Consider the following 23,353-nt stretch of genomic DNA (forward strand, 5'->3'; position numbering starts at 1 on the left):
CCTTCCTGCACCGGACATTATTTATTTACATTTTTTGGTTTTATGGATCTGATTCAACTTACCATTTTACAACTACTCGTTTTGCTCTTAGCTGCAGTGGCCATTGGTGCTGCCCTGTATTTTTTTATCAGCGGCCGTACACAAAAAAAGAGCATCAGTAAAAAACTGGATACCGAAAAGAAACGGGTGGAAGAATGGAAACGCCGTTACCGTAATGATATGGACCTGCGGGATAAGGAGATCAGCGACCTGAAAAAAGACCAGCAGAACAGCCAGTCTAATGAAGCACTACAAAAATTATTACAGGAGAACACTAACCTGAAAGAAGAGATAACCATTCTGCAGGAGCTGCTGGATGAAGGCCAGGCTACAGCAGAACCCGAAACGGAAGAAACGGAAATTATCATCAGCGAAGAACCTGTGCAGCCTACATACGCTGTACCAACCCCAACCACACCCGATTATTTAACACAATTGCAGGCGGCCCAGTCGGGCCTGGTGGAACAAAATAACAGAATAGCTTCCTTACTTGAGAATATTGAAACCATTAAACAACAGGAAACACAACAACAGCAGATATTAAAAGATAAGGAGATACTGACACACAAGGTTGATGACCTGGAAGTATTATTATCCACCAAACAAAAAGAGCTGGATAATATGCAGCAGCAGCAGGAAATAACCAAAGAACTGACTTTACTGCTGGACAATGCGCATAAAGAGTTTGCCTTATTACAGGAAAAAATAAATAAGCTGGAGTCGCAGGCCGGTAACGCTTTGTTATTAAAAATAGAACATGAAGACCTGAAAGAAGCCAATTATAAATTACAAAAAGATATTTCCGTGCAGCTGCAGCTGGTACAACAAAAGGATACCGAATACCGCAACCTGATGCATGAGCTTACGGCCACCGAACATAAACTGAGCGAAGCTAATTTTGAACGCCAGCAAATGCAAAAGAAAATTGCTTACCTCGAGGAGATTAATAACGATATGCAGCTCATTAGCCAGGACAACCAAAGCCTGATGGACCAGATAAAACGTATCGGTCAGCTGGAAAGCATGTTGCAGGTAGTATCGCAGGAACGCGATGCTTTACTGGGGCATTCAAAATAAGTAACTCATTCCTGTTGTTTTCCCGCAGATTTCGCAAAAGAATACAGCGCAGATTTTCGCAGACAATACAATATACGCTGCGCTAGCTGCATGAACAGCTTGAGACACTAAAACCGGTTATTGGCCCAGTTTTATATCAATAAATTAACCCGCAGATTTCGCAGAAGAATACAACGCAGGTTTTTCGCAGACAATACAATATACTCAGCGCTAGCTGCGTGAACAGCTTGAGATACTAAAACCGGTTATTGGCCAGTTTTATATCAATAAATTAACCCGCACATTACGCAGAAGAATACAACGCAGATTTTCGCAGATAACACAATATACGCTGCGACGATCTGCGTAACTAATCCGCGAAAATCTGCGGGCAAAAATCTACTTATGTAAATAATGAAAAACTAAAACCTCGGACAGTTTAGTTTACGCATATTGGGATCTACATATTTGCGGATATAGATAAGTGATATTTCCACACCGCCACGGGCATTGGATGCCGCTTTCAGTTTTGAAATATTTACATCATACGAAGCGCCGAAACGGAACTCCCCAAACTCAAGTCCCATATAAGGAATTACCGCATCGCCAAAACGGTACCAGCTACCCAGGTATACATTGGTAGGATTATCCTCATCGTTATTTACATTTACCGATACTGCACCACCTACTGATGTATTATTGGCCTTGGCCTGCATACTATGGTTAGCGGCCAGGTGCAGGTAATTATAAGAGCTTCCCAATGGTATTTTACCACCGGCCTGTATCGTTGTACGTGGATTTAAAATAAAATTAGCGCCGTTAAAACTTTCTTTAGGGCGGTTAATATGGTACATGGAAGCACCTAAATAAAAGTTATTATACCCATCGGTACTGCCATTATAAAACACACCGGCATTCAGGTCAAAATAATGTAATGCCTGGTTACCCTGACCAACTAAAGTTTCTTCGGAAATGCCGGTAAAACCAAAGGGGGTCAGCATATCACCAAACTTCAAACGGCTTACATCTAATCTTTTATTTGTGTACATACCCTGGAAACCCGCACCGATCTGGTGGTTAAGATTTTCGTCCAGGCTTTTATGGTAGGCAACCGATAACCCTACATGGTTTGTTACCAGTACGCCATCACCGGCTTTATCGCTAAAGCCTATCAGGCCTACGCCAAACTGGTCACCTTCCGGAATACGGTTTTGTAAAATGCCCATATCGGCCGATACGGTATAAGTATTAAAAGCATTGCTGATAGATGGCCACTGGTTACGGTAATTGCCGGCCACCCGGATCACACCGTCAAACTTACCCGTTAATGCCGGGTTCAGTGTTAAGGGTGAAGCAAAAAACTGTGAAAAATTAGGGTCCTGTGCCTTGCTCACAACCACCATTGCTACACAGCCTAAAACAGTTAATAATATTTTCTTCATCAAAGCAATAAGTTTATCTCATTAGACAGTACTAAAGCCCCAAACGTGGCTTACGGTATTAAAACGTTGTAATACAGGCAAAATTGTAAGCCCGGGCAACGGAACGGAAAAATACAACTTTTTAATACAGCAACATGCAAATACTGTCCCTTCTGTAAAACTTAACAAATTCCGGTTGTAAGCCGGATCACAGGCCCATCTTTGTCCATAGGGGTCAGCCTAATTAATTCATTACCAGTTTTATGGGCTTTCGGCTCCGGTACAAATCCCGGCTGCAGTTACGGCTGTACGCTTGTAGTGGCCGCCGCCCGCCTGGCCCCGCAATGGCCAGCTACCGCTGCCATCCGTCAGCCCCTCGGCTATAGTACGGGTACCGGCTATTGAAACCTATAATCCTAAAATTTCTTTTAAGCGGGCATAACCGCTGCGACTTACCGGCACCCGGCCGCCATTGCGTAATAAGGCAATATGACTATCCTTTTCATAAGGCTCTATACGGGTTATTTCCTGCAGGTTCACCATGTAGGAACGATGGCAGCGGGCAAATTCCTGTGCCGGTAATATCTGCTCAAAATGCGACATGGTTTTATTCTTTAAAAAAGCGCCGTCACGGGTATGCACTTTTACAAAATTGTCGGCAGCTTCCAGGTAAAACACATCCTGTGTAGGAATGATCTTTATTTTGGTGCCGGTTTTTACCACTATACGCTGGCTTTGTGCCGGCGATTGAGAGGCTGCATCCAGCAGGCCGGGCATATTCAGGGCTGCACGTCCCGCCTGTTGTTCAAGCCATTTATTAACCGCTGTTGCAAAACGCTCCCGGCTAAAGGGCTTTAATAAATAATCAATGGCATTAGCCTCAAAAGCCTTAATGGCATATTCATCAAAAGCAGTGGCAAATATTACCGAAGGCTGACTGTCCACCAGTTCCAGCATTTCAAACCCATTGATCTTGGGCATCTGTACATCTAAAAAAATCAGCTCAGGCTCATGCTCCTGTATCGCTTTTACTCCTTCAAAACCATCGCCGCAGGTGGCTACTACCTGTAATTGCGGAAAATCCTTTATAAACTCTTCCACTATACTGCGGGCCAATGGCTCATCATCAATTATTACAACTTTATGCATGGTTAAATATACTATTTAGTCTTTATGCTATATCAGGTTGAATTTGTGGTATGGTTACCTGCGTGGTAAAAACATGGTTGCTGCCTCCCGCCGTTAACAGGTCGTTACGGCCAAATAACAGGTATAAACGCCGTTGTACCGATGATAAACCAAAGCCGGTTCCCTTACGGGGCGATGATGTATCAGGGTCGTACGGGTTTTGGATGGTTATCTGTAGTTGTCCGTCTACGGCTGCTGCCTTCAATACTATATCGGCCGGCCCTAGGGTATCATACAAGCCAAATTTTATAGCATTCTCTACCAGGGGTTGTAATATCAGGGCCGGTAGTCTCAGTTCACGGGTGGTATCATCACATTCAATAGTAGTTACCAGGCGGTTGCCAAAACGTACTTTCTCAATATTCAGGTAGCGGCCTAAATGATCCAGCTCTTCCTGCAGGCTTATCCATTTATTTTCGCTGCTGCTTACATTATTACGTAAAAAAGCCGACAGCTGTAATACCATATCCCTGGCCTCATTGGGGTTAATACTGATAAGCGCATTAATGGAGTTAAGGCTGTTAAATAAAAAATGCGGTTGTAACTGCTGGCGCAGCTTATACAATTCGGCATCCCGCGAAAGTTTCTCCGCATCTTTTTTCCGCTGTTCATTCTGTTCCTGCTCCTGCAAACCATACCATATAATACCCAGCATGGCGGCTATGATCAAAACCAGGAAGCCAATACTGCCGCGTATGATCAGCGAGTGCTGTAAAAAACTGCTATAGCCCTCTACCTCCTCTAAAAAAAAGTTCAGTACAAAGCGGTTAAAATATACCCATATAATGCTCAGCACTATACAAAGTATGATCATATTGCTGTAACGGCTGGCCCCGGCATTATAGTAGCGCAGCATGCCAATGATCAGTACACAGGCCCACAATAACAAAAAATTGCTGATCAGGCTGTCAATTACCGCTGTTTTCAGGGGCAGGTTAAACCAATAAAGTATCAGTGCCTGGTCGGCAATTAATACCAGCCAGCAAATACCCAATATGAGCAAAAGTCTGCGTACCGAAAATAAGCTTACCCGCATACGCTAATATTTACAGGGGTAAATTAATGGTATCCGTTAACTGGCTATGCCTGCGTTGCAGGGTCAGCATATAGGCTTCGGCATTGTCATGTTCTTCAATGCGGGTGTATAACTCTATACCATCATTCAGGTGCTGCAAAGGCTTTAATTCGGTAACATTTAAAAACTGCCACTGTACCAGCTGCAGTTGCTGGTTGTAAAAAAAATCTTCGCTCTTGCGGCCTATCTCGGTAGCTTTTTGTAAGGCCTTGCTGATATGGGTAGCTTGTATTAAACGCAGTTGTTCTTCAAACTGTGCCATATGGTTACCGGCGCCGGTAATAATACGGTAAACAATTTTTGCCATAAACCATTCCATAATGTTAGTTTTTAGGGTTTATAAAAAAATTAAAAGCTACCGGTTTAGTAGCTTTTAATTTCTATACCGCCAAACAGCACGGTACCTTTTATAATTAATGTTTTACGGGGCAGTTCGCTGGCTATGGCCATTTTACGTTTATCGGATATACCACCAAAAATAGTTACCGCTTCCGATCGTATAAGCCAGTTGGAAGGAATGATAAGCGTAGCGCCACCAAAAATGGCTGTTACTTCCAGTACACATTTTCCCTGTATATCAGCCTGTGTCAGATCAACCTCTGAACCGCCGAACACATTGGTTATTTCACCCCCCCTGAAGTTTTTGGATAGTACATTTTTTTTATCACTGCCGAATATGGAAGTGCTGTCCACATAATCATCTTCCGTTTCCACATAAGGGGTTCCGTCTGATAAAGGAATATCACCCCATTCGGTCTGACGTTCATCCTCCTCCTTTAGTGATTGCCGTTTTTTTTTACCGCCGGCCTGTGTAATAAAGTACACACCCACCAGTATCATAATTATCGGCCATACACTGAATTGTAAGTTATACGCCCTTAACACATCCTTGGATAAAAAGATGGAGCCGATGGCAATCAGTATGATCCATGCAGAACCTTTAAAGTTTTCTTTAAAGCCAATAAATAAACCTATACCTATCAGTATCCATTCCCAGGTAAAGATCCAGCGGGGAAAGTGTATATCAAAATTGGCCTTTATCAATGAAAAAACACCGAAGATCAGTAAAAACACACCCAACCATACATGGTTGCCCATATTGTGACGATTGTTACGCCTTTCCCTGCGTCTATCTCTCAGCGATTGATTACTATATTCGTTCATAACCTGTAAATTTTAACCGAAAGTACTATGCCCTAACCTGTTAAGCAACACCCTAATGCCTTATATACCCGAAAAAAGGGTAAACGGGAATTATTTAAGGGCGAATGACGAAAGCCCTGTACACTGGCGGGTAAACAACCCGCTATCCGCTTCAAAAAATGTTGATGGTCATTATCCTTATGCAGTAATAAAACTAAAGCTGTCGCCATCAAACAGGCCCAGGTCGCTCAGTTTTATATGCGGTATTACCAGTAAGGCCATAAATGATAAGGTCATAAAGGGTGAGGTAAGGGTACTGCCAGCCGCTTTAGCGGCTTTATCAATAGCCGCATACTGATGCCCCACTTCATACCCATCCCGTATGCTCATCAGGCCGGCAACGGGTAAAGGCACTTCCATTGTGATCGCTGCTGTGTTTCCGGTAGCAGGTACATACAGGCTAATACCGCCTTGCTGTGCTATTACCATATTAATGGCTTTTACCAGGCTTTCATCATCTACACCCACGGCCACTATATTATGACTGTCGTGAGCAACAGAAGAAGCAATGGCACCGTTTTTTAAACCGAAGTTTTTAATAAAGGCGCCGGTTACCGTGGCTTCGTTATAGCGATTCACTACTACAATTTTCAACATATCGCGGTCAGTATCGCTTACATACTGCCCGTTAAGGATAACAGGTGGTAATAAAATTTTATTGGTAATTAACTGCCCGTCCAGTGCTTCTATTACCGGTATATCGGCCGGAGCCGTGGTATCTTCCTTTACCCGGTATACCCGGCTGATATCATCCACGGTTTTGGGCCGGCAATTAAAATTGTTGATGGGCTTAACTGTAGCCGGCGAGCCGGTATTGATCAGGCTCTGGTTACCGTTGGCCACCAGCTCACCATTGATATAGGTTTGCAATACTTTAAAATGCTCCAGGTTCTCCACCACTATAAAATCAGCATCATCGCCGGGCTGTAACAAACCCACATCCATTTTATAATGTTTTACCGGGTTAATACAGGCGGCTTTTAATACCTTAAACACATCAATGCCTTTTGCAACAGCCCTGGCGCATAACTCGTTAATATGGCCCAGCATTAAACTATCCGGGTGTTTATCATCACTGCAAAACATCATATTGTCCGCATGATCGTGCATCAGCGGTATCAACGCATCAAAGTTCTTGGCGGCACTGCCTTCGCGTATCAGTATCTTCATGCCATGCTGCAGTTTATCCATGGCCTCATCGGCAGTAAAACATTCATGATCGGTTGAGATGCCGGCAGCAATATATTGCCTGGCCGTATCGCCTCTTAAACCCGGTGCATGGCCATCCACCGGTTTACCGAGCTCCTGTGCGGCTTTTATTTTTGCCATTACTTCCGCATCGCCATGTAATACACCGGGAAAGTTCATCATTTCACTCAGGTATTTAATTTCATCGCGGGCCAGCAGTTGTTTTACGGCAACCGCATCGATAGTAGCCCCTGCCGTTTCAAAAGTGGTGGCCGGTACGCAGCTGGGCGCACCAAAATTAAATTTAAAATTAACGGTATTGCCATTGTCGATCATAAAGTCAACACCCGCCACACCGCAAACATTGGCTATTTCATGCGGATCGCTGATAGTGCCCACCGTACCATGTACCACGGCCAGCCGGGCAAATTCGGCGGGTACCAGCATTGAGCTTTCAATATGTACATGACTGTCAATAAAGCCCGGTAAAATATAGCCCTGTTTATCACCCGGCAAACTGGTTAACGTTTCAATGCTCTTTATTTTTCCATCCTGTACCACTACCATGGCAGGATAAATTTTTTGTTGCGGAATATCTACCAGCTGGCCGGTTACCGTAAAAGAAGTCATGTTATATATTTTACCTGTTGAATCATGCTAAGGTAAAACAGTAGCACTAATATCATCCGGCTAATTTTTTTAAACAACAGGGAGCGTTTAACTTTAAACTAAAACGCATACCAATTGAACCCTGAACAAAATATACCGGTTGATGCCAGGATGCTGTTACCACAGATTGATCATTTATTTATACAGCTGTTAAAAGAATTGTCACCTGAAGACTGGCAACGGCCTACTGTTGCCCGTTTATGGAAAGTGAAAGATGTGGTGGGGCATTTATTAGATGGCAATATAAGGGCACTCTCCATGTTGCGTGACGGGTATTTTGGCGAGAGCCCTTCGGACACCACTTATAAAGGTCTTGTAAATTACCTGAACGGCCTGAATGCCGACTGGGTAAAAGCCATGAAAAGAGTAAGCCCTTCGATGCTGATCATTCTGCACGAAATAACCGGCCCGCTTTATTGTAATTATTATGCCGGGCTTGATCCCTTTGCACCTTCGCCCTTTGCCGTTAGCTGGGCAGGCGATACGGAAAGTCCCAACTGGAAACATATTGCACGCGAATACACCGAAAAGTTTTTACACCAGCAGCAGATACGTGATGCCGTAAATAAACCCGGCTTAATGAACAGTACTTATTATACGCCCTTCATTCATATTTTTATGCTGGCATTACCGCACCAGTTTAAAGAAGTAAATGCCCCTGTTGATACGGTTGTAAAACTAACTATACCTGAAGATATTGGTGGCAGCTGGCAGATCATTAAGCGTGCTGATGCCTGGGAGGTTTATACGGGCAATGATATAACACCAGCCACTACCGTGAGCATACCGGCAGCTATAAGCTGGCCCCTGTTCTCCAAAAGCATACGGCCCGATGCAATAATGGAAAAGATAAATATTGAAGGTAACCGCATACTGGGCGAACATGCTTTACACATGGTTGCTGTTATGGCTTAATGAAAAAATAAAAACCGGGAACATGTCCACTGAGAAAACAAATAACAACCGTATGGTTATTTCTTTTTTAACCATTCGTAAGGCCATTGGTTTTATGGGCATTTTTTTGCCGGCCGCTTTACTGGCCGCCACATTTTTAGTGGGGCAATGCTCCCGTATACAGGACTCCATCAGTCATTATTATTTTACCATTGCCGGCGACATATTTGTGGGGGTATTATGTGCGGTGGCGTTGTTCTTAATTGCCTATAAAGGTTATGACCGTAACGATAATACCTGGACCACCATTGCCGGCGTAGCAGCTATACTGGTAGCGCTTTATCCTACCACACAAAACGATGATGCGGTTTGCAGCGTGGTACATTTAACGGACAACAAAGCCAGGGTATGGGTGCACTATACTGCGGCAGCTATTTTCTTTTTAAGCCTGTCCTTTATTTCTTTTTTCCTTTTTACCAAAAGCAGGGGCCAAAAAACACCCGAGAAGCTGGCCCGTAATAAAATATACCGCAGCTGCGCCGTTATTATGGTGGCTTGTATTATACTGGTATTTATAGCCACCCGCGACAGTATTGCGCAAGATGCCGATGCCATTCATGCCGTTTTCTGGCTCGAATGGATCGCTTTACTGGCCTTTGGTACTTCCTGGCTGGTAAAGGGCGAATTACTGCTCAGTGATGAATGAAGGAAGTAAATACGACCCTCCTACGACGAAATATGTTGCTTTTTTACAATATTATGGCTTGCAGTTGCAACCAATTGTTAACTTTGCAGTCTTTAGAAAACGAAAACATGATTATGAAAAAATTATTATTAGCTGCCGCCATTGCTTTTGCCAGCACAGCTGCTATTGCTCAACCGCCTGCAGGCGATGCCAAACCAGGTGATGTATATGGTGAAATTAAATCCATTAACGGCGCTATTGATATTGCCCAGATACCGGCCAAGCTGGCTAAACAGGAATCCATTGATACAAAAGTTACCGCTACTGTACTGGACGTTTGTCCTAAAAAAGGTTGCTGGTTAAAATTAGCGGTAAATGATACCACTACTGCTTTTGTAAAAATGAAAGATTATGCATTTTTTACTCCTTTAGCATTAAAAGGTAAAACCATTGTATTGGATGGTAAAGCATTTATTAAAACAACTTCGGTTGCCGAGTTAAAGCACTATGCTGAAGATGCTAAAAAATCGCAGGCAGAAATTGACGCCATTACACAACCTGAAAAAGAGATCCGTTTTACTGCAACGGGTATCCAGGTAGTAAAATAATTTTGCTGTAAGGCAAATAAAAAAAGCTGTCCGGTTGGACAGCTTTTTTTATTTGTTATGCTGTATGCTATTCATATAAATGTATATAACTGCCGGGCTTTGTTGTTTTGTTGCTGATAGCCCCGATTGCAGCGGAAAGCCCGGTGAGGAACTGCGGTAGGCGGTTCCCCCTATGGGGGTCAGGGGGCGTGCCGGACTTGCAGCGAAAAGCGGGAAACCAATGACCGGCCCTGCACTGCAGCCGATGCTACTGGTTTATTTACGCTTAATAACCACGTACATCCTTACCTTCCATATAGTTCATAAAGGCTTTGTTCACCACCTTGTTACCACCCGGTGTGGGGTAGTTGCCGGTAAAGTACCAGTCGCCCAGGTTACCGGGACAGGCTTTGTGCAGGTCCTCAATGCTCTGGAAGATCACTTCTACGGGAATATCTACCTCCGGCGGAGTAATAAGCTGGGCCACTTTTGCCGATATTTCTTCGGTGGTAGCTGTTTTATATAGTTGTTGTACTACATTCTCCGTATGTAACTGGTTGTTGCGTTGCAGGGTCTTGCATTTTTCCAGCAGGTCCTGTAATATCTGCTCCTGTCCTTTTTCACGTAATAAAGCCACGGCTGCGCCAAAAGCAATAAAGTCGCCCATTTTGCTCATGTCAATACCATAACAATCGGGATAACGTATCTGCGGAGAGGAAGATACAACAATGATCTTTTTAGGTTTCAGGCGGGCCAGCATACGGATGATACTCTCTTTTAGTGTAGTACCCCGTACAATGGAATCATCTATTACCACCAGTGTATCTACATGTGGTGTTACGGTACCATAGGTTATATCGTACACGTGCTGCACCATTTCGTTACGGCTGGTATCCTCGGTAATGAATGTACGCATCTTTACATCCTTGATGGCTATTTTTTCAATGCGTACCCGGCGTGATATGAGTTCGGCCAGTTGTTCCTGGTCAATATTATTACCCCAGCTGAGAATGCGCTCCAGTTTACGTTTGTTCAGGTAATCTTCCATACCTTTTTGCAAACCATAGAAAGCCACTTCGGCGGTATTGGGTATAAATGAAAAGATGGTGTTCTTTAAATCATTGTCCACCGCATTCAATACCTGCTCGCTGAGGTTATGACCTAAGGCCAGGCGTTCTTTATATATTTTTTCATCGCTGCCACGTGAAAAGTAAATACGTTCAAAGCTACAGGCCTTACGTTCTTTGGGCTCCAGGGCCTGGAAAATTTCGTAACGGCCATCTTCATACACGATGAGTGCCTGGCCGGGCATTAATTCTTTTACCTCGTTTTCGCCTACATTAAAAGTGGTACGTATAGCAGCTCTTTCCGATGCGGCTACAATCACTTCCTCATTAATATAATAATAGGAGGGACGTATACCATTGGCATCGCGGAACACAAAGCCGGTTCCATCGCCGGTAAGGCCACCCACATGAAAACCACCATCAAACAAAGGCAGGGCCTTTTGCAATACCGCTTTAATATCCGGATGTTCAGGTGAGTTTTCATCGGCCTGTACCAGGAAGTGGTGTAATACTTCCATCATAGCCGCCAGATCGCTCTGGCGCTGAAACACACCGGGATCGATATTGATGAGCGAAAAAAGCTCTTCGGTATTTACCAAATTAAAATTGCCCGCTAAAGCCAGGTTGCGGGCAGGTACGGTATGCCTTTTAATAAAAGGGTGGCAAAACTCTTCGTTATTCTTTCCCTGGGTACCGTAACGCAAATGGCCTAATAACAGTTCGCCCATAAACGACACATGCCCCTTCATGAGGCCGGCATGTTTACGTATTTCGGGGTTGTACTGTGCCAGGTTCTCCACTTCGGCGCCTATCTGGCGAAAAACATCGGCAATGGCCTGCGGTTTGGCGCTGCGTATACGGTGTAAAAACGGGTAACCCGGCTCTACATTCAGTTTTACGGCAGCCACTCCGGCACCATCCTGTCCGCGATTATGTTGCTTTTCCATCAGCAGGTACATTTTGTTCAAACCCCACATGGTGGTACCGTACCGTTGCTGGTAATAAGAGAAAGATTTTCTTAGTCGGATGAATGCCAAACCGCATTCATGTTTTATTGGGTCGCTCATTTTTTTAGAGGAAAGCGCAAAGTTAGGTTATTACATTTACTTTTCCGGTACACAAACCATTGTTCCTTTTATGCATTTGTGTTTATTACAAAAGCTATAACAACAGCGGGGCCACTTTGTTTGATGAAGGCCGAAAGCAGAAAGCGTAAAGCTAAAAGCTTAAGGCTCAAAGCAAGCACGCCTTCCTTCATCATTCAAGCTCAAAAACTTTTCTTATGCATACAGATAAATGCAGAAGGCTGAAAGCTAAACGCTGAAAGCCTCACTAACCTTAAACATAAAACGTTAAACCTTAAACGATTTTAAACCTTTTGAACTTCTTGAACCTTTGAACCTCTTGAACCTTTCCCTACCACCTCAGCAAAGCACTGCCCCAGGTAAAGCCGCTGCCGAATGCAGCCAGGCAAACCAGGTCGCCCTCTTTTATTTTGCCTGCTTCCCAGGCTTCGCATAAAGCAATAGGAACGGATGCAGCGGTGGTATTGCCGTATTTCTGGATATTATTAAACACTTTATCGTCGCTTAACCCTAATTGTTGTTGTACAAACTGCGCTATACGCAGGTTGGCCTGGTGGGGCACCAGCATATCAATATCAGCCGCCTGCAGGTTATTTTGTTTCAGGGCCTCCTGTACTACTTCCGGCATTTTTACTACCGCTTTTTTAAATACGGCCGGGCCGTCCATATAAGGGTACAGGTCGTCCTTATCCAGCAGGCTTTGGGTAATGAACATGCCGCCATAAGGCGTTTCGGGTTGTTCCGGCTTAACGGCCTCCCAGAATTTTCCGGCATGAAAGCCAGGGTTAGGCATACTTAACATTTCGGCTTCGGTGCCATCGCTGTGTAAATGGGTACTTAAAATACCCTGGTTTTCTTTTTCGGTAGGCTGTAACACCACGGCCCCGGCACCATCACCGAATATTACCGATACATTCCGGCCGCGGGTACTGAAATCCAGGGCATAGGAATGTGTTTCGGAACCAATGAGCAGGATATTTTTATACATGCCCGTTTTAATGAACTGGTCGGCAATACTGATACCATATACAAAACCGCTGCACTGGTTACGGATATCCAGAGCGGGAATATTGGGAATGTTTAAAATACGCTGTACCAATACACCGCAGCCGGGGAAATAATAATCGGGACTAAGGGTGGCAAAAATGATAAAGTCAATATCCTGCGGGGTTATGCCGGCCCTTTCAATAGCTACCCGGGCAGCTTCGGCGCCCATGGTGGCCGTTGTGTCTTCAAACCTTTTGGCATAACGACGTTCCTGGATACCGGTACGCTCCTGGATCCATGCATCGCTGGTATCCATTACTTTAGTGAGGTCGTTATTGGTTACAATGGTCTCAGGCAGGTACTTACCAATGCCCGCAATCTTTGTTCTCGGCATAAACAATCATTAAAAAAGCAAGATAAGAAATGTAACATAAATGCAACTGTTTCGCCGGTTAACTGTTTCAAAAATTTGCCTGTTCCGCCAATCCACGGGAAAAATCGGGGAATTGGCGTTTTTTTATGGGTATAGCCGTATAAATGGTATAGTTTTTTATGCTGATAAGGCATTAATTAAGAATAATACAGCAATTTTGTGGGGTATATGGCGGGGTAATAAAAAGTTTTCAGGATGTGATTGGCTACCAGGTTCTTATTAAATAAAACACTTACATATTGTGCTGTGTAAAAACAGTTGGTTCAGCCGGTAAGCCATAAAAGGATGATCGTTGATTCATTAACATATTATAACCACGCAGGCCGCAATTAATTGAATGGAAAAAGTAAAAGCCCCTAAGAAAAAAAATATCTGGAAACGCCTGTTGAAGGTGTTGGGCGGTATTATATTGGGGCTGCTCCTCCTGGTTGTTATTCTCATTATTGCCATTCAAACCCGCTGGGGCCAGAATATCATCCGCAAACAGGCCATCAGCTACCTGCAGGACAAGCTGGATACCAAAATAGATATTGGCAAATTGTATATCAGTTTCAGCACCAAGGTCGTGCTGGAAGATTTATATGTTGAAGACCGCAAACAGGATACCCTGCTGTCGGCCGGTAAAATACAGGTGAATATCAGCATCTGGAATTTATTGTTTGACAAGCTGGATATTAAAGAAGTGCAATTGCAGGACATTACCGCAAAGATCAAACGGGAGTTGCCTGATACCGCTTTTAATTTCCAGTTTATTGTGGATGCTTTTTCTTCCCCCTCCTCCGATACATCGGCCAGTGTAGCCGATACCAGTGCTGCCCCGTTTTTACTACGATCCGTTTTACTGGATAATGTACGTTTTGTGTATAAGGATGTAGTGACCGGTAATGATGTTACCACACAACTGGGGCATTTTGGTGCAAAGATCAACGGGCTTGATTTTAATAAACTGATCATTGATATTAAAGAAACCGCTATTGAAAATACAACAGCGATCGTTATACAAACCAAACCCTTAACCAATGATACGGCCCTGGTGGTAGCAACAGAGCCTACCACCCAAACCAGTGCAGCCGAAGGCAATTCGCTGCAGTTGTTATTAAGAGATGTCGGTATTAAAAACCTGCAACTCGATTTCAGGGATAGTGTCGGTTCGTTTTATACCCAGGCCAGTGTGGGCAGCCTGGCGGTACAACCCCGGAAACTGGACCTGGATAAAATGATTTTTGATGCCGGGGATATTACCATTGATAAACTGAATGCCATTGTAAGACAAGATAAAACCGCACCGGTAGTAACGCCTAAAAAAACAACCAATGCCGCTACCACCGAAGATGCTTTACAGGAAGTGGCCGCCGGAGAAGCGGGTTTACAACTGGCGGTAAATTCTTTAAAGATCAGCAACAGCAATGTACAGTACGACGATAATAATTCACCACGTATTGCAAAAGGAATGGATTACGCCCATTTAAAGGTGAATGATCTTAACCTGGAAGTAGACGGGTTTTTATTCAAGAGCGATAGTATTAAAGGCATTATAAAAAAAGGCGAGCTGAAAGAACAAAGCGGTTTTGTATTAGAAAAGTTACAGACCAGTTTTTTATACGGCAGCAGTACCGCTTATTTAAAGGACCTTGTATTAAAAACACCAGGTACGCTGTTGCAACGTGATATTGCCATCCGTTATCCATCAATAGAAGCCATTGGTAAGGATATTGGTGTTTTGTATGTAGATATGAACCTGGACCGGTCAAAGGTAGTGGCTGCCGATATCTTAACATTTGTACCCGACCTGGCACAACAGGAAGCTTTTGCCAACCCTGCTGCCTCATGGCAGTTACACGGACGCATCAGAGGTTTTATTAAAAACCTGGCGATTGAGGACCTGGAATTAAAAGGCTGGAATGCTACTGCTGTAAAGTTAAGGGGGCAGTTAAAGGGACTGCCGGATATGGACAGGTTTACATCGGACCTGGCCATTGATAATATCAGCACTACCCGCCAGGACCTGGAAAAGATATTACCCCCCGGCACCTTGCCCGCCAATATTACATTACCCAATACCATGCAGTTAACGGGTAAAATAAAAGGCGGGCTCGCCAGTAATGATATTGATGCCCGGCTGAGAACCGACCTGGGAAATGTAAAAATTAAAGGCAGTACCACGCATATTACCGATGCAGCCAAAGCCACCTATGATGTTAACCTGGCAACCGAATCCTTTAACCTGGGAAAAATAATGAACGACTCCACGCTGGGGCCGTTAAGCGTTAGCCTGCAGGCCAAAGGCAAAGGGTTTGACCCTAAAACGGCTGATGCCGTGTTTAAAGGAACCGTACATAGTTTTACATACAACCAGTACGAATATAAAGACCTGGCCATTAACGGGGATATCAGGAACCAGGTGGCCAATCTTACCGCCTCCATATCCGACCCTAATATTGACCTGGACCTTACCGCCTCGGCTAATTTTACCAAGGAATACCCGGCCATCCAGGCCAATTTACAGGTTGACAGCCTTAAAACACTGCCGCTTCATTTAACACCTGAAGCCATCAATTTTGCCGGTACTATCAAAGCCGATTTTGAGAATACCAATCCTGATGACCTCATTGGTGAATTAATGATTGAAAGAGGTTTACTGGTGATGAATAACCAGCCCGTGGACTTAGATAGTGTGAGACTGGTAGCCAATGTATTTGATGATATCCGTTACCTGCAATTATTCAGCCCGGTTGCCAATGTGGATTTATATGGTGAATATAAACTGACACAGATAGGCGATGTGGTGCAGCATGTGATGCAGCCATATTTTAAAACAACCCAACGCGATACCACCCTGGTGTTTGATCCGTATAACTTTACCTTAAACGCGACCATCAGTAACTCGCCGCAGTTAAAAGCCTTTGTACCCGACCTGGAACACCTGGAAACGGTTACACTAAATAGCTTTTTCAGCGATTTTAATGGCTGGCATGCCAATTTAAAAGCGCCCTCGCTTAGTTATGCCGGTAATAAAATTGACAGCCTGGCGCTGGATGCAGGTACCAATCAGGCGCAGGATTCTATACTGGCCAATATCAATGTAAAAAATATTGCTGCCGGCGGCATTGTTATACAAAACACCAATGTACAGGCTGGCGTTGCAGAGAACAACCTGGCTTTTGTTTTAAATATTAAGGACGAAAATTTTAAAGAACGGTATAACCTGCAAGGCTTACTGGAGCAGAATGATAGCAGCCAGTATAAGTTTTCTATTGTTCCGAAAAACCTGAAACTGAATTACAACGAGTGGAAAGCTGCAGAAAATAACAGCCTGGTATATTCGCCTGCCGGATTACTGGCTGATAATTTTTTATTGGCCCGGAACAACGAAGAGCTTAAAATACAAAGCACCGAACCGGTACCTACAGCACCCCTGCAGGTTTCTTTTAACCAGTTTGGTATTGGTACCCTGCTGGGTTTTGTAATGCCTGATACCACGCTGGCGAATGGTAAGCTGAATGGCTCGGTGGTATTGTCGGACCTGTTTACCTCACCCGTATTTACCGGCGACCTGACCATTGATAATTTACAACTTTACCAGGATACGGTAGGTAACGTAAAGATACTGGCCAGCAACAGTTCACCCGGCGTATACGATGCCAATGTAACCATCACCGGTGGGGAGAATAATGTTCAGCTGGCCGGAAAGTATTACCAGCAAACAACGGGTGGTAAGGACTTTGATTTTAACCTGGATATTAATAAACTGACCATTCAAACAGCACAGGCGTTTTCGGCCAAAGCCATCCGTTACGGTACCGGCTCGGTTAATGGTAAACTGGCCATTACCGGTACCATTAAACAACCTTCGGTATTGGGCAGCATTAATTTTGACAAGGCCGGCTTTAATGTAAGCACCCTTAACAATTATTTTAAAGTAGACCAGCAAAAGATCATTTTTGACCAGCAGGGGCTGCGCTTTAACCGTTTTGCCATTAAGGATACCAGCAATAATGACCTGATATTGAATGGTACCGCGGCTACCCAAAACTTTACCAATTATAAATTTAATTTAAACTTACGTGCCGATAATTTCCAGGCATTGAACAGTGTTAAAAGAGATAATGATCTTTTTTACGGTAAGCTGTTTTTTAATACCGACCTGCAGATAACGGGTACGGAAGCAATGCCTGTTATTGACGGGCGCTTAAAAGTAAACGAAGGAACAGCCATGACGGTTGTATTACCCCAATCGGACCCGGGTATTGAAGACAGGGAAGGTGTAGTGGAGTTTGTGGATATGGATGCCCCATTGAGCGACTCCCTATGGCTGGTGCGATATGACTCGCTGAACACATCTTCCATTACAGGTATGGACGTATCTGTAAACGTAGAGATTGATCCTGCCGCTGACTTTACCATTGTGATTGATGAAAGTAATGGTGACTATTTAAATGTGAAAGGCGAAGCCTTACTGAGTGTAAATATTGATAAGTCCGGTGAAATTGTAATGACCGGCACCTACGAAATTAATGAAGGGGAATACCAGTTAACCATACCTATGGCCAAACGTAAATTCTCCATTGAAAAAGGCAGTAAGATCACCTGGGGTGGCGAGCCTACAGCAGCTGATATAAACATAACGGCAAAATATGTAGCCAATGCCGTACCGTTAGACCTGGTAAAAGGCCAGTTGGGTGATGATATTACCGCTACCCAGCGTAATATGTATATGCAGCGCCTGCCCTTTGATGTACTATTAAAACTAACCGGGCAGTTATTACAGCCGCAGGTTGCTTTTGATATTGTATTACCGGAGAATAAAAGTTATTCTGTTGCCGGTAACGTGTTAACCGATGTGCGCACCAAACTGGACCAGCTAAGGTTAGATGAGGGTGAAATGAACAAACAGGTTTTCTCCCTGCTGGTACTGACCCGCTTTTTTGCCGAAACACCGTTTGACGGTACCGGCGTTTCGGCCAATACCATGGTACGCCAGAGCGTAAGTAAACTGCTAACAGAACAACTGAACCGCATGAGCGAAGGTTTAATAAAGGGTGTTGACCTGAATTTTGACCTGCAATCATCGGAGGATTATTCTACCGGTGCAAGAGCTGATAGAACGGATCTGAATATTGGTTTATCCAAAAAAATGTTCGATGACCGCCTGACCGTTTCCATCGGCAGTAATTTTGAACTGGAGGGACCACAGAACAGTAACCAGCAGGCGGCTAATATTGCCGGTAATATTGCTATTGATTACCGCTTAAGCAAGGACGGCCGTTATATGTTAAGGGCTTACCGTAAGAATGAGTTCCAGGGTGTGATAGACGGGTATATTGTTGAAACAGGCCTGGGATTTGTTATCACACTGGACTATAACCGTTTCAGGGATATTTTCAGGAAACAGAAAACCCCGGAACAGAGACGGAAAGAAAGAGAGGAAAGACAAGAAAAAGAACGTCAGGCAAAACAAGCGGCCAATCCATAAACAGGTTAGTTAATAAAGCGAAGAACTATTGTACAGTTCATAATAAAATAAAAACGGAAGCAGTTAAAGATGTTTGCACCAGATAAAATACATAGGTGGATAGTTTATTCCTGTTGTATAACAGTGATGACGCTATTATATGCCTGCTCCGGTACCAAGTATGTACCCAAGGGTGATGCCTTGTATACCGGTGCCAGTATTAAAGTAAATACGGACAGTGCAAGCAAAAAGCATAAGAGCCTTGTAAAGGATATTGCTTCATCCCTTACACGCCCCAAACCCAACAGGTCCATCTTCGGGGTCAAATTCAAACTGCACATGTACAACCTGGCGGGTAACCCCAAATCGGAGAAATCATTCCGTAGCTGGTTGAAAAATAAAGTAGGTGAACCGCCTGTATTATTAAGCCAGGTGAATGTAGACAATAATGTGAATGTGATCCGTAGCAGCCTGGAAAATACCGGCTTTTTTCATGTTGCCGTAAGTGGCGATACAACTGTAAAAGGTAAAAAAGCCAGCGCCACTTATACTGTTACACCCGGCGAACGTTATTATATTGACAGTGTATTTTTTGAAACCGACAGCAGTAATCTTTCTACCAATATCAGGGCCGCATCCAAAAACACCTTACTGAAACACGGTAACCCGTTTGACCTGGAAACAATAAAGGCCGAACGTAACCGCCTGGATGTTTATTTAAAAGAAAAAGGCTTTTACTATTTTGATCCCGGTTATTTAATTATACAGGCCGATAGTACTGTTGGTACCAAACAGGTACACCTGTATGTGAAAGTAAAACCCAATACCACCACTGCTGCCAGGTCGGTATTTTCCATTAACGATATTTTTATATTCCCTACTTTCCGGATCAACAGTAGCACTTCGGCCGATACTTTAAAAAAGAATGCGACCTATTATAAAGGCTATTATGTAATTGACCGGCGTAACCAATATAAGCCCCAGCTGTTTCAAAACACCATGCAGTTTAAAAAAGGCGAGGCCTATAACCGTACCGATCAGAACCTGACGCTTAACCGTTTGGTGGGCCTGGGTATTTTTAAGTTCGTGAAAAACCGGTTCGAGGTAGATAGTACAAGGCTTAACAGTTTGTTTAATGACAGTGCCAGGGTATTACGCGGACTGAACGATAGTATTCCTTTAAATACATATTATTACTTAACTCCCCTGCCAAAGAATGCCCTTAAACTGGAACCCACCGGCAGTACCAAATCCAATAACCTTACAGGTGCCAATATTACATTGGGCTGGCGCAGGCGCAATACTTTTAAAGGCGGTGAGATTTTAATGGTAAATGCAAATGCCGGTTTCGAGGTACAACTTAGCGGACAATTGAAAGGTTATAATACTTACCGGTACGGGCTGGAAGGCAATCTCAGTTTCCCTAAATTCCTGATCCCCTTTTATAAGTACAACCTGAAAGGTGGTTTTGTTCCGCGTACGAACCTGCTACTGGGCTACGAAGTACTGACCAAACAAAAACTGTATACCTTAAACTCTTTTAAGGCAGGCTATGGTTATGTGTGGAAGGGCAATGCTTTTACCGAGTACGACCTGAAGCCTATTGCTATTAACTATATCCAGCCTATACATGTAAGCCAGCAGTATTCGGACAGTGCTGCCAATAATCCTACTTTACAAAAAGCCATTGAAAAACAATTTATCCTGGGCGGTAACTATAACTTTAACTACAATGAATTAGTAGGTAATGCTATTATGACCGGCTGGTATTTTAATGGCAATGTGGATCTGTCGGGTAATATTATCGGGGGTATACTGGGCGCCAATGTTAATAAAGGACGTCCGAAAAGTATTGCCAATGCGCAGTTCTCGCAATATGTTAAACTGGAGGCTGACACCCGTTTTTATTTAAAGCTGTCAAAGAAGAGTGTACTGGCCAACCGTGTGATCATAGGCTATGGTTTGCCCTGGGGTAATTCTACGGAACTGCCCTTTGTAAAACAGTTCTTCTCCGGTGGTAATAACAGTATCCGTGCCTTCCGTAGCCGTTCATTAGGCCCGGGCACATTTAAAGATACCGTCAACACCGCTTTTCTTGCCGATCAGTCAGGTGATATTAAGCTGGAATTTAATACTGAATACCGTACTAAATTATACAGCATATTTGACGGAGCCGTGTTTGTTGATGCCGGTAATGTATGGCTCAAGAACGAAGATCCGAACAGGCCCGGTTCAAAATTTACGGGTAAGTTCTTAAGCCAGCTGGCCATTGGTGCAGGTGTAGGTTTACGGGTAGATGTATCGATACTGGTGCTGCGGCTGGATGTAGCTTTCCCCATACGCAAACCCTGGCTTGCCGAAAACCAACGCTGGGTATTGGACGATATCCGTTTCGGATCAAAAACCTGGCGACAGGAAAACCTGATCTTTAACCTGGGTATCGGCTTCCCCTTTTAATGCATTTAATACATCATTATTGCTAATAATGTATTCCCCTGCGCGGAGCAATACCAGGATATATGCGTCGTGTTTCTATAATATTAACGGCTATAGTTATTGTTTTATCAACTTTATGTATACATTTAGTTTTAAAACTACTATATGCAGTTTGTTGATATACTCGGGTTAGCAGCAGCCATCATTACCACTTTTACTTTTTTGCCACAGGTAATTAAAGTGTGGAAGGAAAAATCTGCAAAAAATGTATCCTCTCTTATGTTCATTATTGCTATAACCAATGAAATATTATGGATAGGCTATGGCATATTAAGAAATGACTGGATCATTATTGCCACCAATGCCGTATTGATGATCATGGCCATTATGATCTTATATTTTAAACAGAAATTTGATAAATAACCCACACATTAAAACCACCTATTATGGAGAACAATTACCAAAACCAGGAGCAGGAATATAATCTTGCAGATGATCTAAACAATCTAGCCCAGTATACCACTGCTGATAAAGGCAGGAGGTTTATTAATTTTTTAGTAGATAACCTGTTGATGCAGTATGTAGTTGGTTTTGCTACCGGCTATTTACTGGCGCTGGTACTGATTGAACTGGCCCCCGATTTTTTATACGAGGTAATTAACGAACCTGCCGGTACAATTAATTATTTTTTATTTACCTATATGGTAGCCATCTTCAATTACCTGGTCTATTATACTTTTTGTGAGAAACTGTTTAAAGGATATACTTTAGGCAAACTGTTAAGCGGCACCCGGGCTATCCGTAAAGATGGTACTGAACTTACCTGGAAAGATGCTTTTTTAAGATCATTGATACGTTTAGTCCCATTTGAACCATTCAGTGGTTTAGGCGACGAACCCTGGCATGACACCTGGACAAATACCACGGTTATCCAGACCCGCTAATCATTTTTTTATCATTTATGTTATCCGCTTTTATGTAAAACGGTGCTTTCAGGCATCTACCCTGATATTTGTTTAATCCACCAAAAAGAAAGAAATGAATCTTATTAAAAAAACAAGCCTTTGTATTGCATTGTTATGCGGTTTAACGAATGTTTCAAAAAGCCAGGTTGGAACAGAAGACGTATTTAAAGTAACATTTTTAAACCCTGGTGTAAGCTATGAAAAAAGCCTGGGAGGCATCCACACGATCTATGGACAGGCCTTCGCCAATTTTGCGTCTTCTTTTACGGAGGACTACTATTCTGATGAATATAATTTTGATTTTTTTGTGGAGCCGGCACTTAGCTTGCAGTACCGCTTATATTATAATTTAAACAGAAGAGAAGACCGCGGCAAGAACACCGCAAGGAACAGTGGTAACTACTTTACGTTTATTAACGAGAACCGGTTTACAAAAGCACCTTTAGGATTCAATGATGTGAAGGAAGCGAAGATCCGCCCGGTAATTGCCGGTGCCCTGGGCTGGGGCTTACAGCGCAATTATGATTCCCGTTTCAGCCTTGACCTGTACCTGGGTGCCGGTCTTAAATATGCAAAGACCACTACCTACGATAATTACGGGCAGTTATACAGTGCCAATACCACCAGTTTTGCCTTTATCGGGCAAATTAACCTGGGTATCTGGCTGGGGGCCCGGGACTAAGGGTTTCAGCCATAAAATAAAAGGAAAAGATCTTCGGGGCTTATCAATGCAACCCTCATCTTTCCATACAGCCAGCGCAGGTTTTCGCAGATTAAATGATCTGCTAAAACCTGCGTTTCTTTTCTGCGATACCTGCGGGTCAAAACCATTGTTGTTGTACACTTAATACAATCTCACAGATCTTTTTCCCCTTCACGCCATCACACAATCGTTTTCGCTGGTATTCTTTGCGGGTTCATAA

General features: G+C 43.5%; 17 protein-coding genes. 9 read left to right on the plus strand and 8 right to left on the minus strand.

Annotated features, from left to right (window positions below):
* Positions 1-42 precede the first annotated feature (42 nt).
* Positions 43-1,116, plus strand: coding sequence for a hypothetical protein (locus tag ACFS6H_RS09195; RefSeq protein WP_386097548.1), 1,074 nt, complete (start codon positions 43-45; stop codon positions 1,114-1,116).
* A gap of 401 nt (positions 1,117-1,517) precedes the next feature.
* Here ACFS6H_RS09195 and ACFS6H_RS09200 read toward each other — a convergent pair whose 3' ends face one another.
* From ACFS6H_RS09200 to ade, 6 genes are all read right to left on the minus strand, one after another.
* Positions 1,518-2,537 carry a PorP/SprF family type IX secretion system membrane protein gene (locus tag ACFS6H_RS09200; protein ID WP_386097746.1) on the minus strand — a complete coding sequence of 340 codons (1,020 nt, stop codon included), beginning with the start codon at positions 2,535-2,537 and terminating at the stop codon, positions 1,518-1,520.
* 387 nt (positions 2,538-2,924) lie between these two features.
* Positions 2,925-3,665, minus strand: a complete 741-nt coding sequence (locus ACFS6H_RS09205) for a LytR/AlgR family response regulator transcription factor (RefSeq protein WP_386097550.1) — start codon at positions 3,663-3,665, stop codon at positions 2,925-2,927.
* 22 nt (positions 3,666-3,687) lie between these two features.
* The gene (locus tag ACFS6H_RS09210; protein ID WP_386097552.1) at positions 3,688-4,740 is read right to left on the minus strand and encodes a sensor histidine kinase; all 1,053 of its coding nucleotides are present in this window, start codon (positions 4,738-4,740) and stop codon (positions 3,688-3,690) included.
* A gap of 10 nt (positions 4,741-4,750) precedes the next feature.
* Positions 4,751-5,098 carry a DUF4288 domain-containing protein gene (locus ACFS6H_RS09215; protein ID WP_386097554.1) on the minus strand — a complete coding sequence of 116 codons (348 nt, stop codon included), beginning with the start codon at positions 5,096-5,098 and terminating at the stop codon, positions 4,751-4,753.
* 44 nt (positions 5,099-5,142) lie between these two features.
* Positions 5,143-5,943, minus strand: coding sequence for a LiaF transmembrane domain-containing protein (locus ACFS6H_RS09220; protein ID WP_386097556.1), 801 nt, complete (start codon positions 5,941-5,943; stop codon positions 5,143-5,145).
* A gap of 177 nt (positions 5,944-6,120) precedes the next feature.
* Positions 6,121-7,800 carry an adenine deaminase gene (gene ade / locus ACFS6H_RS09225; RefSeq protein ID WP_386097558.1) on the minus strand — a complete coding sequence of 560 codons (1,680 nt, stop codon included), beginning with the start codon at positions 7,798-7,800 and terminating at the stop codon, positions 6,121-6,123.
* A 114-nt stretch (positions 7,801-7,914) separates the two neighbouring features.
* Between ade and ACFS6H_RS09230 the strand changes: the two genes are divergently transcribed.
* The 3 genes from ACFS6H_RS09230 to ACFS6H_RS09240 all read left to right on the plus strand — a co-directional run bounded on the left by ACFS6H_RS09230 (position 7,915) and on the right by ACFS6H_RS09240 (position 10,026).
* Positions 7,915-8,754, plus strand: a complete 840-nt coding sequence (locus ACFS6H_RS09230) for a maleylpyruvate isomerase N-terminal domain-containing protein (protein ID WP_386097560.1) — start codon at positions 7,915-7,917, stop codon at positions 8,752-8,754.
* Positions 8,755-8,776: 22 nt separating this feature from the next.
* Entirely contained in the window at positions 8,777-9,439 is a 663-nt protein-coding gene (locus tag ACFS6H_RS09235) for a DUF998 domain-containing protein (RefSeq protein WP_386097562.1), read from the plus strand.
* 113 nt (positions 9,440-9,552) lie between these two features.
* Positions 9,553-10,026 (plus strand): DUF4920 domain-containing protein, encoded by a 474-nt coding sequence (locus ACFS6H_RS09240; protein WP_386097564.1) that lies wholly within the window; start codon positions 9,553-9,555, stop codon positions 10,024-10,026.
* A gap of 265 nt (positions 10,027-10,291) precedes the next feature.
* Here ACFS6H_RS09240 and ACFS6H_RS09245 read toward each other — a convergent pair whose 3' ends face one another.
* Positions 10,292-12,139, minus strand: a complete 1,848-nt coding sequence (locus ACFS6H_RS09245) for an amidophosphoribosyltransferase (RefSeq protein ID WP_386097566.1) — start codon at positions 12,137-12,139, stop codon at positions 10,292-10,294.
* Between the two features lie 349 nt (positions 12,140-12,488).
* Positions 12,489-13,538 (minus strand): 3-oxoacyl-ACP synthase III family protein, encoded by a 1,050-nt coding sequence (locus ACFS6H_RS09250; protein WP_386097568.1) that lies wholly within the window; start codon positions 13,536-13,538, stop codon positions 12,489-12,491.
* A gap of 376 nt (positions 13,539-13,914) precedes the next feature.
* On the opposite strand from ACFS6H_RS09250, the gene ACFS6H_RS09255 reads away from it, so the two are divergent.
* From ACFS6H_RS09255 to ACFS6H_RS09275, 5 genes are all read left to right on the plus strand, one after another.
* A complete protein-coding gene (locus tag ACFS6H_RS09255; RefSeq protein WP_386097570.1) occupies positions 13,915-19,050 on the plus strand; it encodes a translocation/assembly module TamB domain-containing protein in 5,136 nt (1,711 codons plus the stop codon).
* Positions 19,051-19,176: 126 nt separating this feature from the next.
* Entirely contained in the window at positions 19,177-21,486 is a 2,310-nt protein-coding gene (gene tamL, locus ACFS6H_RS09260; RefSeq protein WP_386097748.1) for a translocation and assembly module lipoprotein TamL, read from the plus strand.
* Positions 21,487-21,630: 144 nt separating this feature from the next.
* Positions 21,631-21,888, plus strand: a complete 258-nt coding sequence (locus ACFS6H_RS09265; RefSeq protein ID WP_386097572.1) for a SemiSWEET transporter — start codon at positions 21,631-21,633, stop codon at positions 21,886-21,888.
* A 23-nt stretch (positions 21,889-21,911) separates the two neighbouring features.
* On the plus strand, positions 21,912-22,409 hold the full coding sequence (locus ACFS6H_RS09270) for an RDD family protein (RefSeq protein WP_386097574.1): 498 nt from the start codon (positions 21,912-21,914) through the stop codon (positions 22,407-22,409).
* Positions 22,410-22,503: 94 nt separating this feature from the next.
* Positions 22,504-23,112 (plus strand): hypothetical protein, encoded by a 609-nt coding sequence (locus ACFS6H_RS09275; RefSeq protein ID WP_386097576.1) that lies wholly within the window; start codon positions 22,504-22,506, stop codon positions 23,110-23,112.
* The last annotated feature ends 241 nt before the right edge of the window (positions 23,113-23,353 follow it).

The organism is Terrimonas rubra, from assembly GCF_042686025.1.
GTDB classification, from domain to species: domain Bacteria; phylum Bacteroidota; class Bacteroidia; order Chitinophagales; family Chitinophagaceae; genus Terrimonas; species Terrimonas rubra.

What these genes read in the sequence shown, in the direction of transcription:
- ACFS6H_RS09220 (WP_386097556.1), bottom strand. Translation starts at nt 5,943, where the DNA reads ATGAACGAATATAGTAATCAATCGCTGAGAGATAGACGCAGGGAAAGG.
- tamL (WP_386097748.1), top strand. Translation starts at nt 19,177, where the DNA reads ATGACGCTATTATATGCCTGCTCCGGTACCAAGTATGTACCCAAGGGT.
- ACFS6H_RS09240 (WP_386097564.1), top strand. Translation starts at nt 9,553, where the DNA reads ATGAAAAAATTATTATTAGCTGCCGCCATTGCTTTTGCCAGCACAGCT.
- ACFS6H_RS09270 (WP_386097574.1), top strand. Translation starts at nt 21,912, where the DNA reads ATGGAGAACAATTACCAAAACCAGGAGCAGGAATATAATCTTGCAGAT.
- ACFS6H_RS09195 (WP_386097548.1), top strand. Translation starts at nt 43, where the DNA reads ATGGATCTGATTCAACTTACCATTTTACAACTACTCGTTTTGCTCTTA.
- ACFS6H_RS09205 (WP_386097550.1), bottom strand. Translation starts at nt 3,665, where the DNA reads ATGCATAAAGTTGTAATAATTGATGATGAGCCATTGGCCCGCAGTATA.
- ACFS6H_RS09215 (WP_386097554.1), bottom strand. Translation starts at nt 5,098, where the DNA reads ATGGAATGGTTTATGGCAAAAATTGTTTACCGTATTATTACCGGCGCC.
- ACFS6H_RS09265 (WP_386097572.1), top strand. Translation starts at nt 21,631, where the DNA reads ATGCAGTTTGTTGATATACTCGGGTTAGCAGCAGCCATCATTACCACT.
- ACFS6H_RS09200 (WP_386097746.1), bottom strand. Translation starts at nt 2,537, where the DNA reads ATGAAGAAAATATTATTAACTGTTTTAGGCTGTGTAGCAATGGTGGTT.
- ACFS6H_RS09245 (WP_386097566.1), bottom strand. Translation starts at nt 12,139, where the DNA reads ATGAGCGACCCAATAAAACATGAATGCGGTTTGGCATTCATCCGACTA.
- ACFS6H_RS09210 (WP_386097552.1), bottom strand. Translation starts at nt 4,740, where the DNA reads ATGCGGGTAAGCTTATTTTCGGTACGCAGACTTTTGCTCATATTGGGT.
- ACFS6H_RS09255 (WP_386097570.1), top strand. Translation starts at nt 13,915, where the DNA reads ATGGAAAAAGTAAAAGCCCCTAAGAAAAAAAATATCTGGAAACGCCTG.
- ACFS6H_RS09275 (WP_386097576.1), top strand. Translation starts at nt 22,504, where the DNA reads ATGAATCTTATTAAAAAAACAAGCCTTTGTATTGCATTGTTATGCGGT.
- ACFS6H_RS09235 (WP_386097562.1), top strand. Translation starts at nt 8,777, where the DNA reads ATGTCCACTGAGAAAACAAATAACAACCGTATGGTTATTTCTTTTTTA.
- ade (WP_386097558.1), bottom strand. Translation starts at nt 7,800, where the DNA reads ATGACTTCTTTTACGGTAACCGGCCAGCTGGTAGATATTCCGCAACAA.
- ACFS6H_RS09250 (WP_386097568.1), bottom strand. Translation starts at nt 13,538, where the DNA reads ATGCCGAGAACAAAGATTGCGGGCATTGGTAAGTACCTGCCTGAGACC.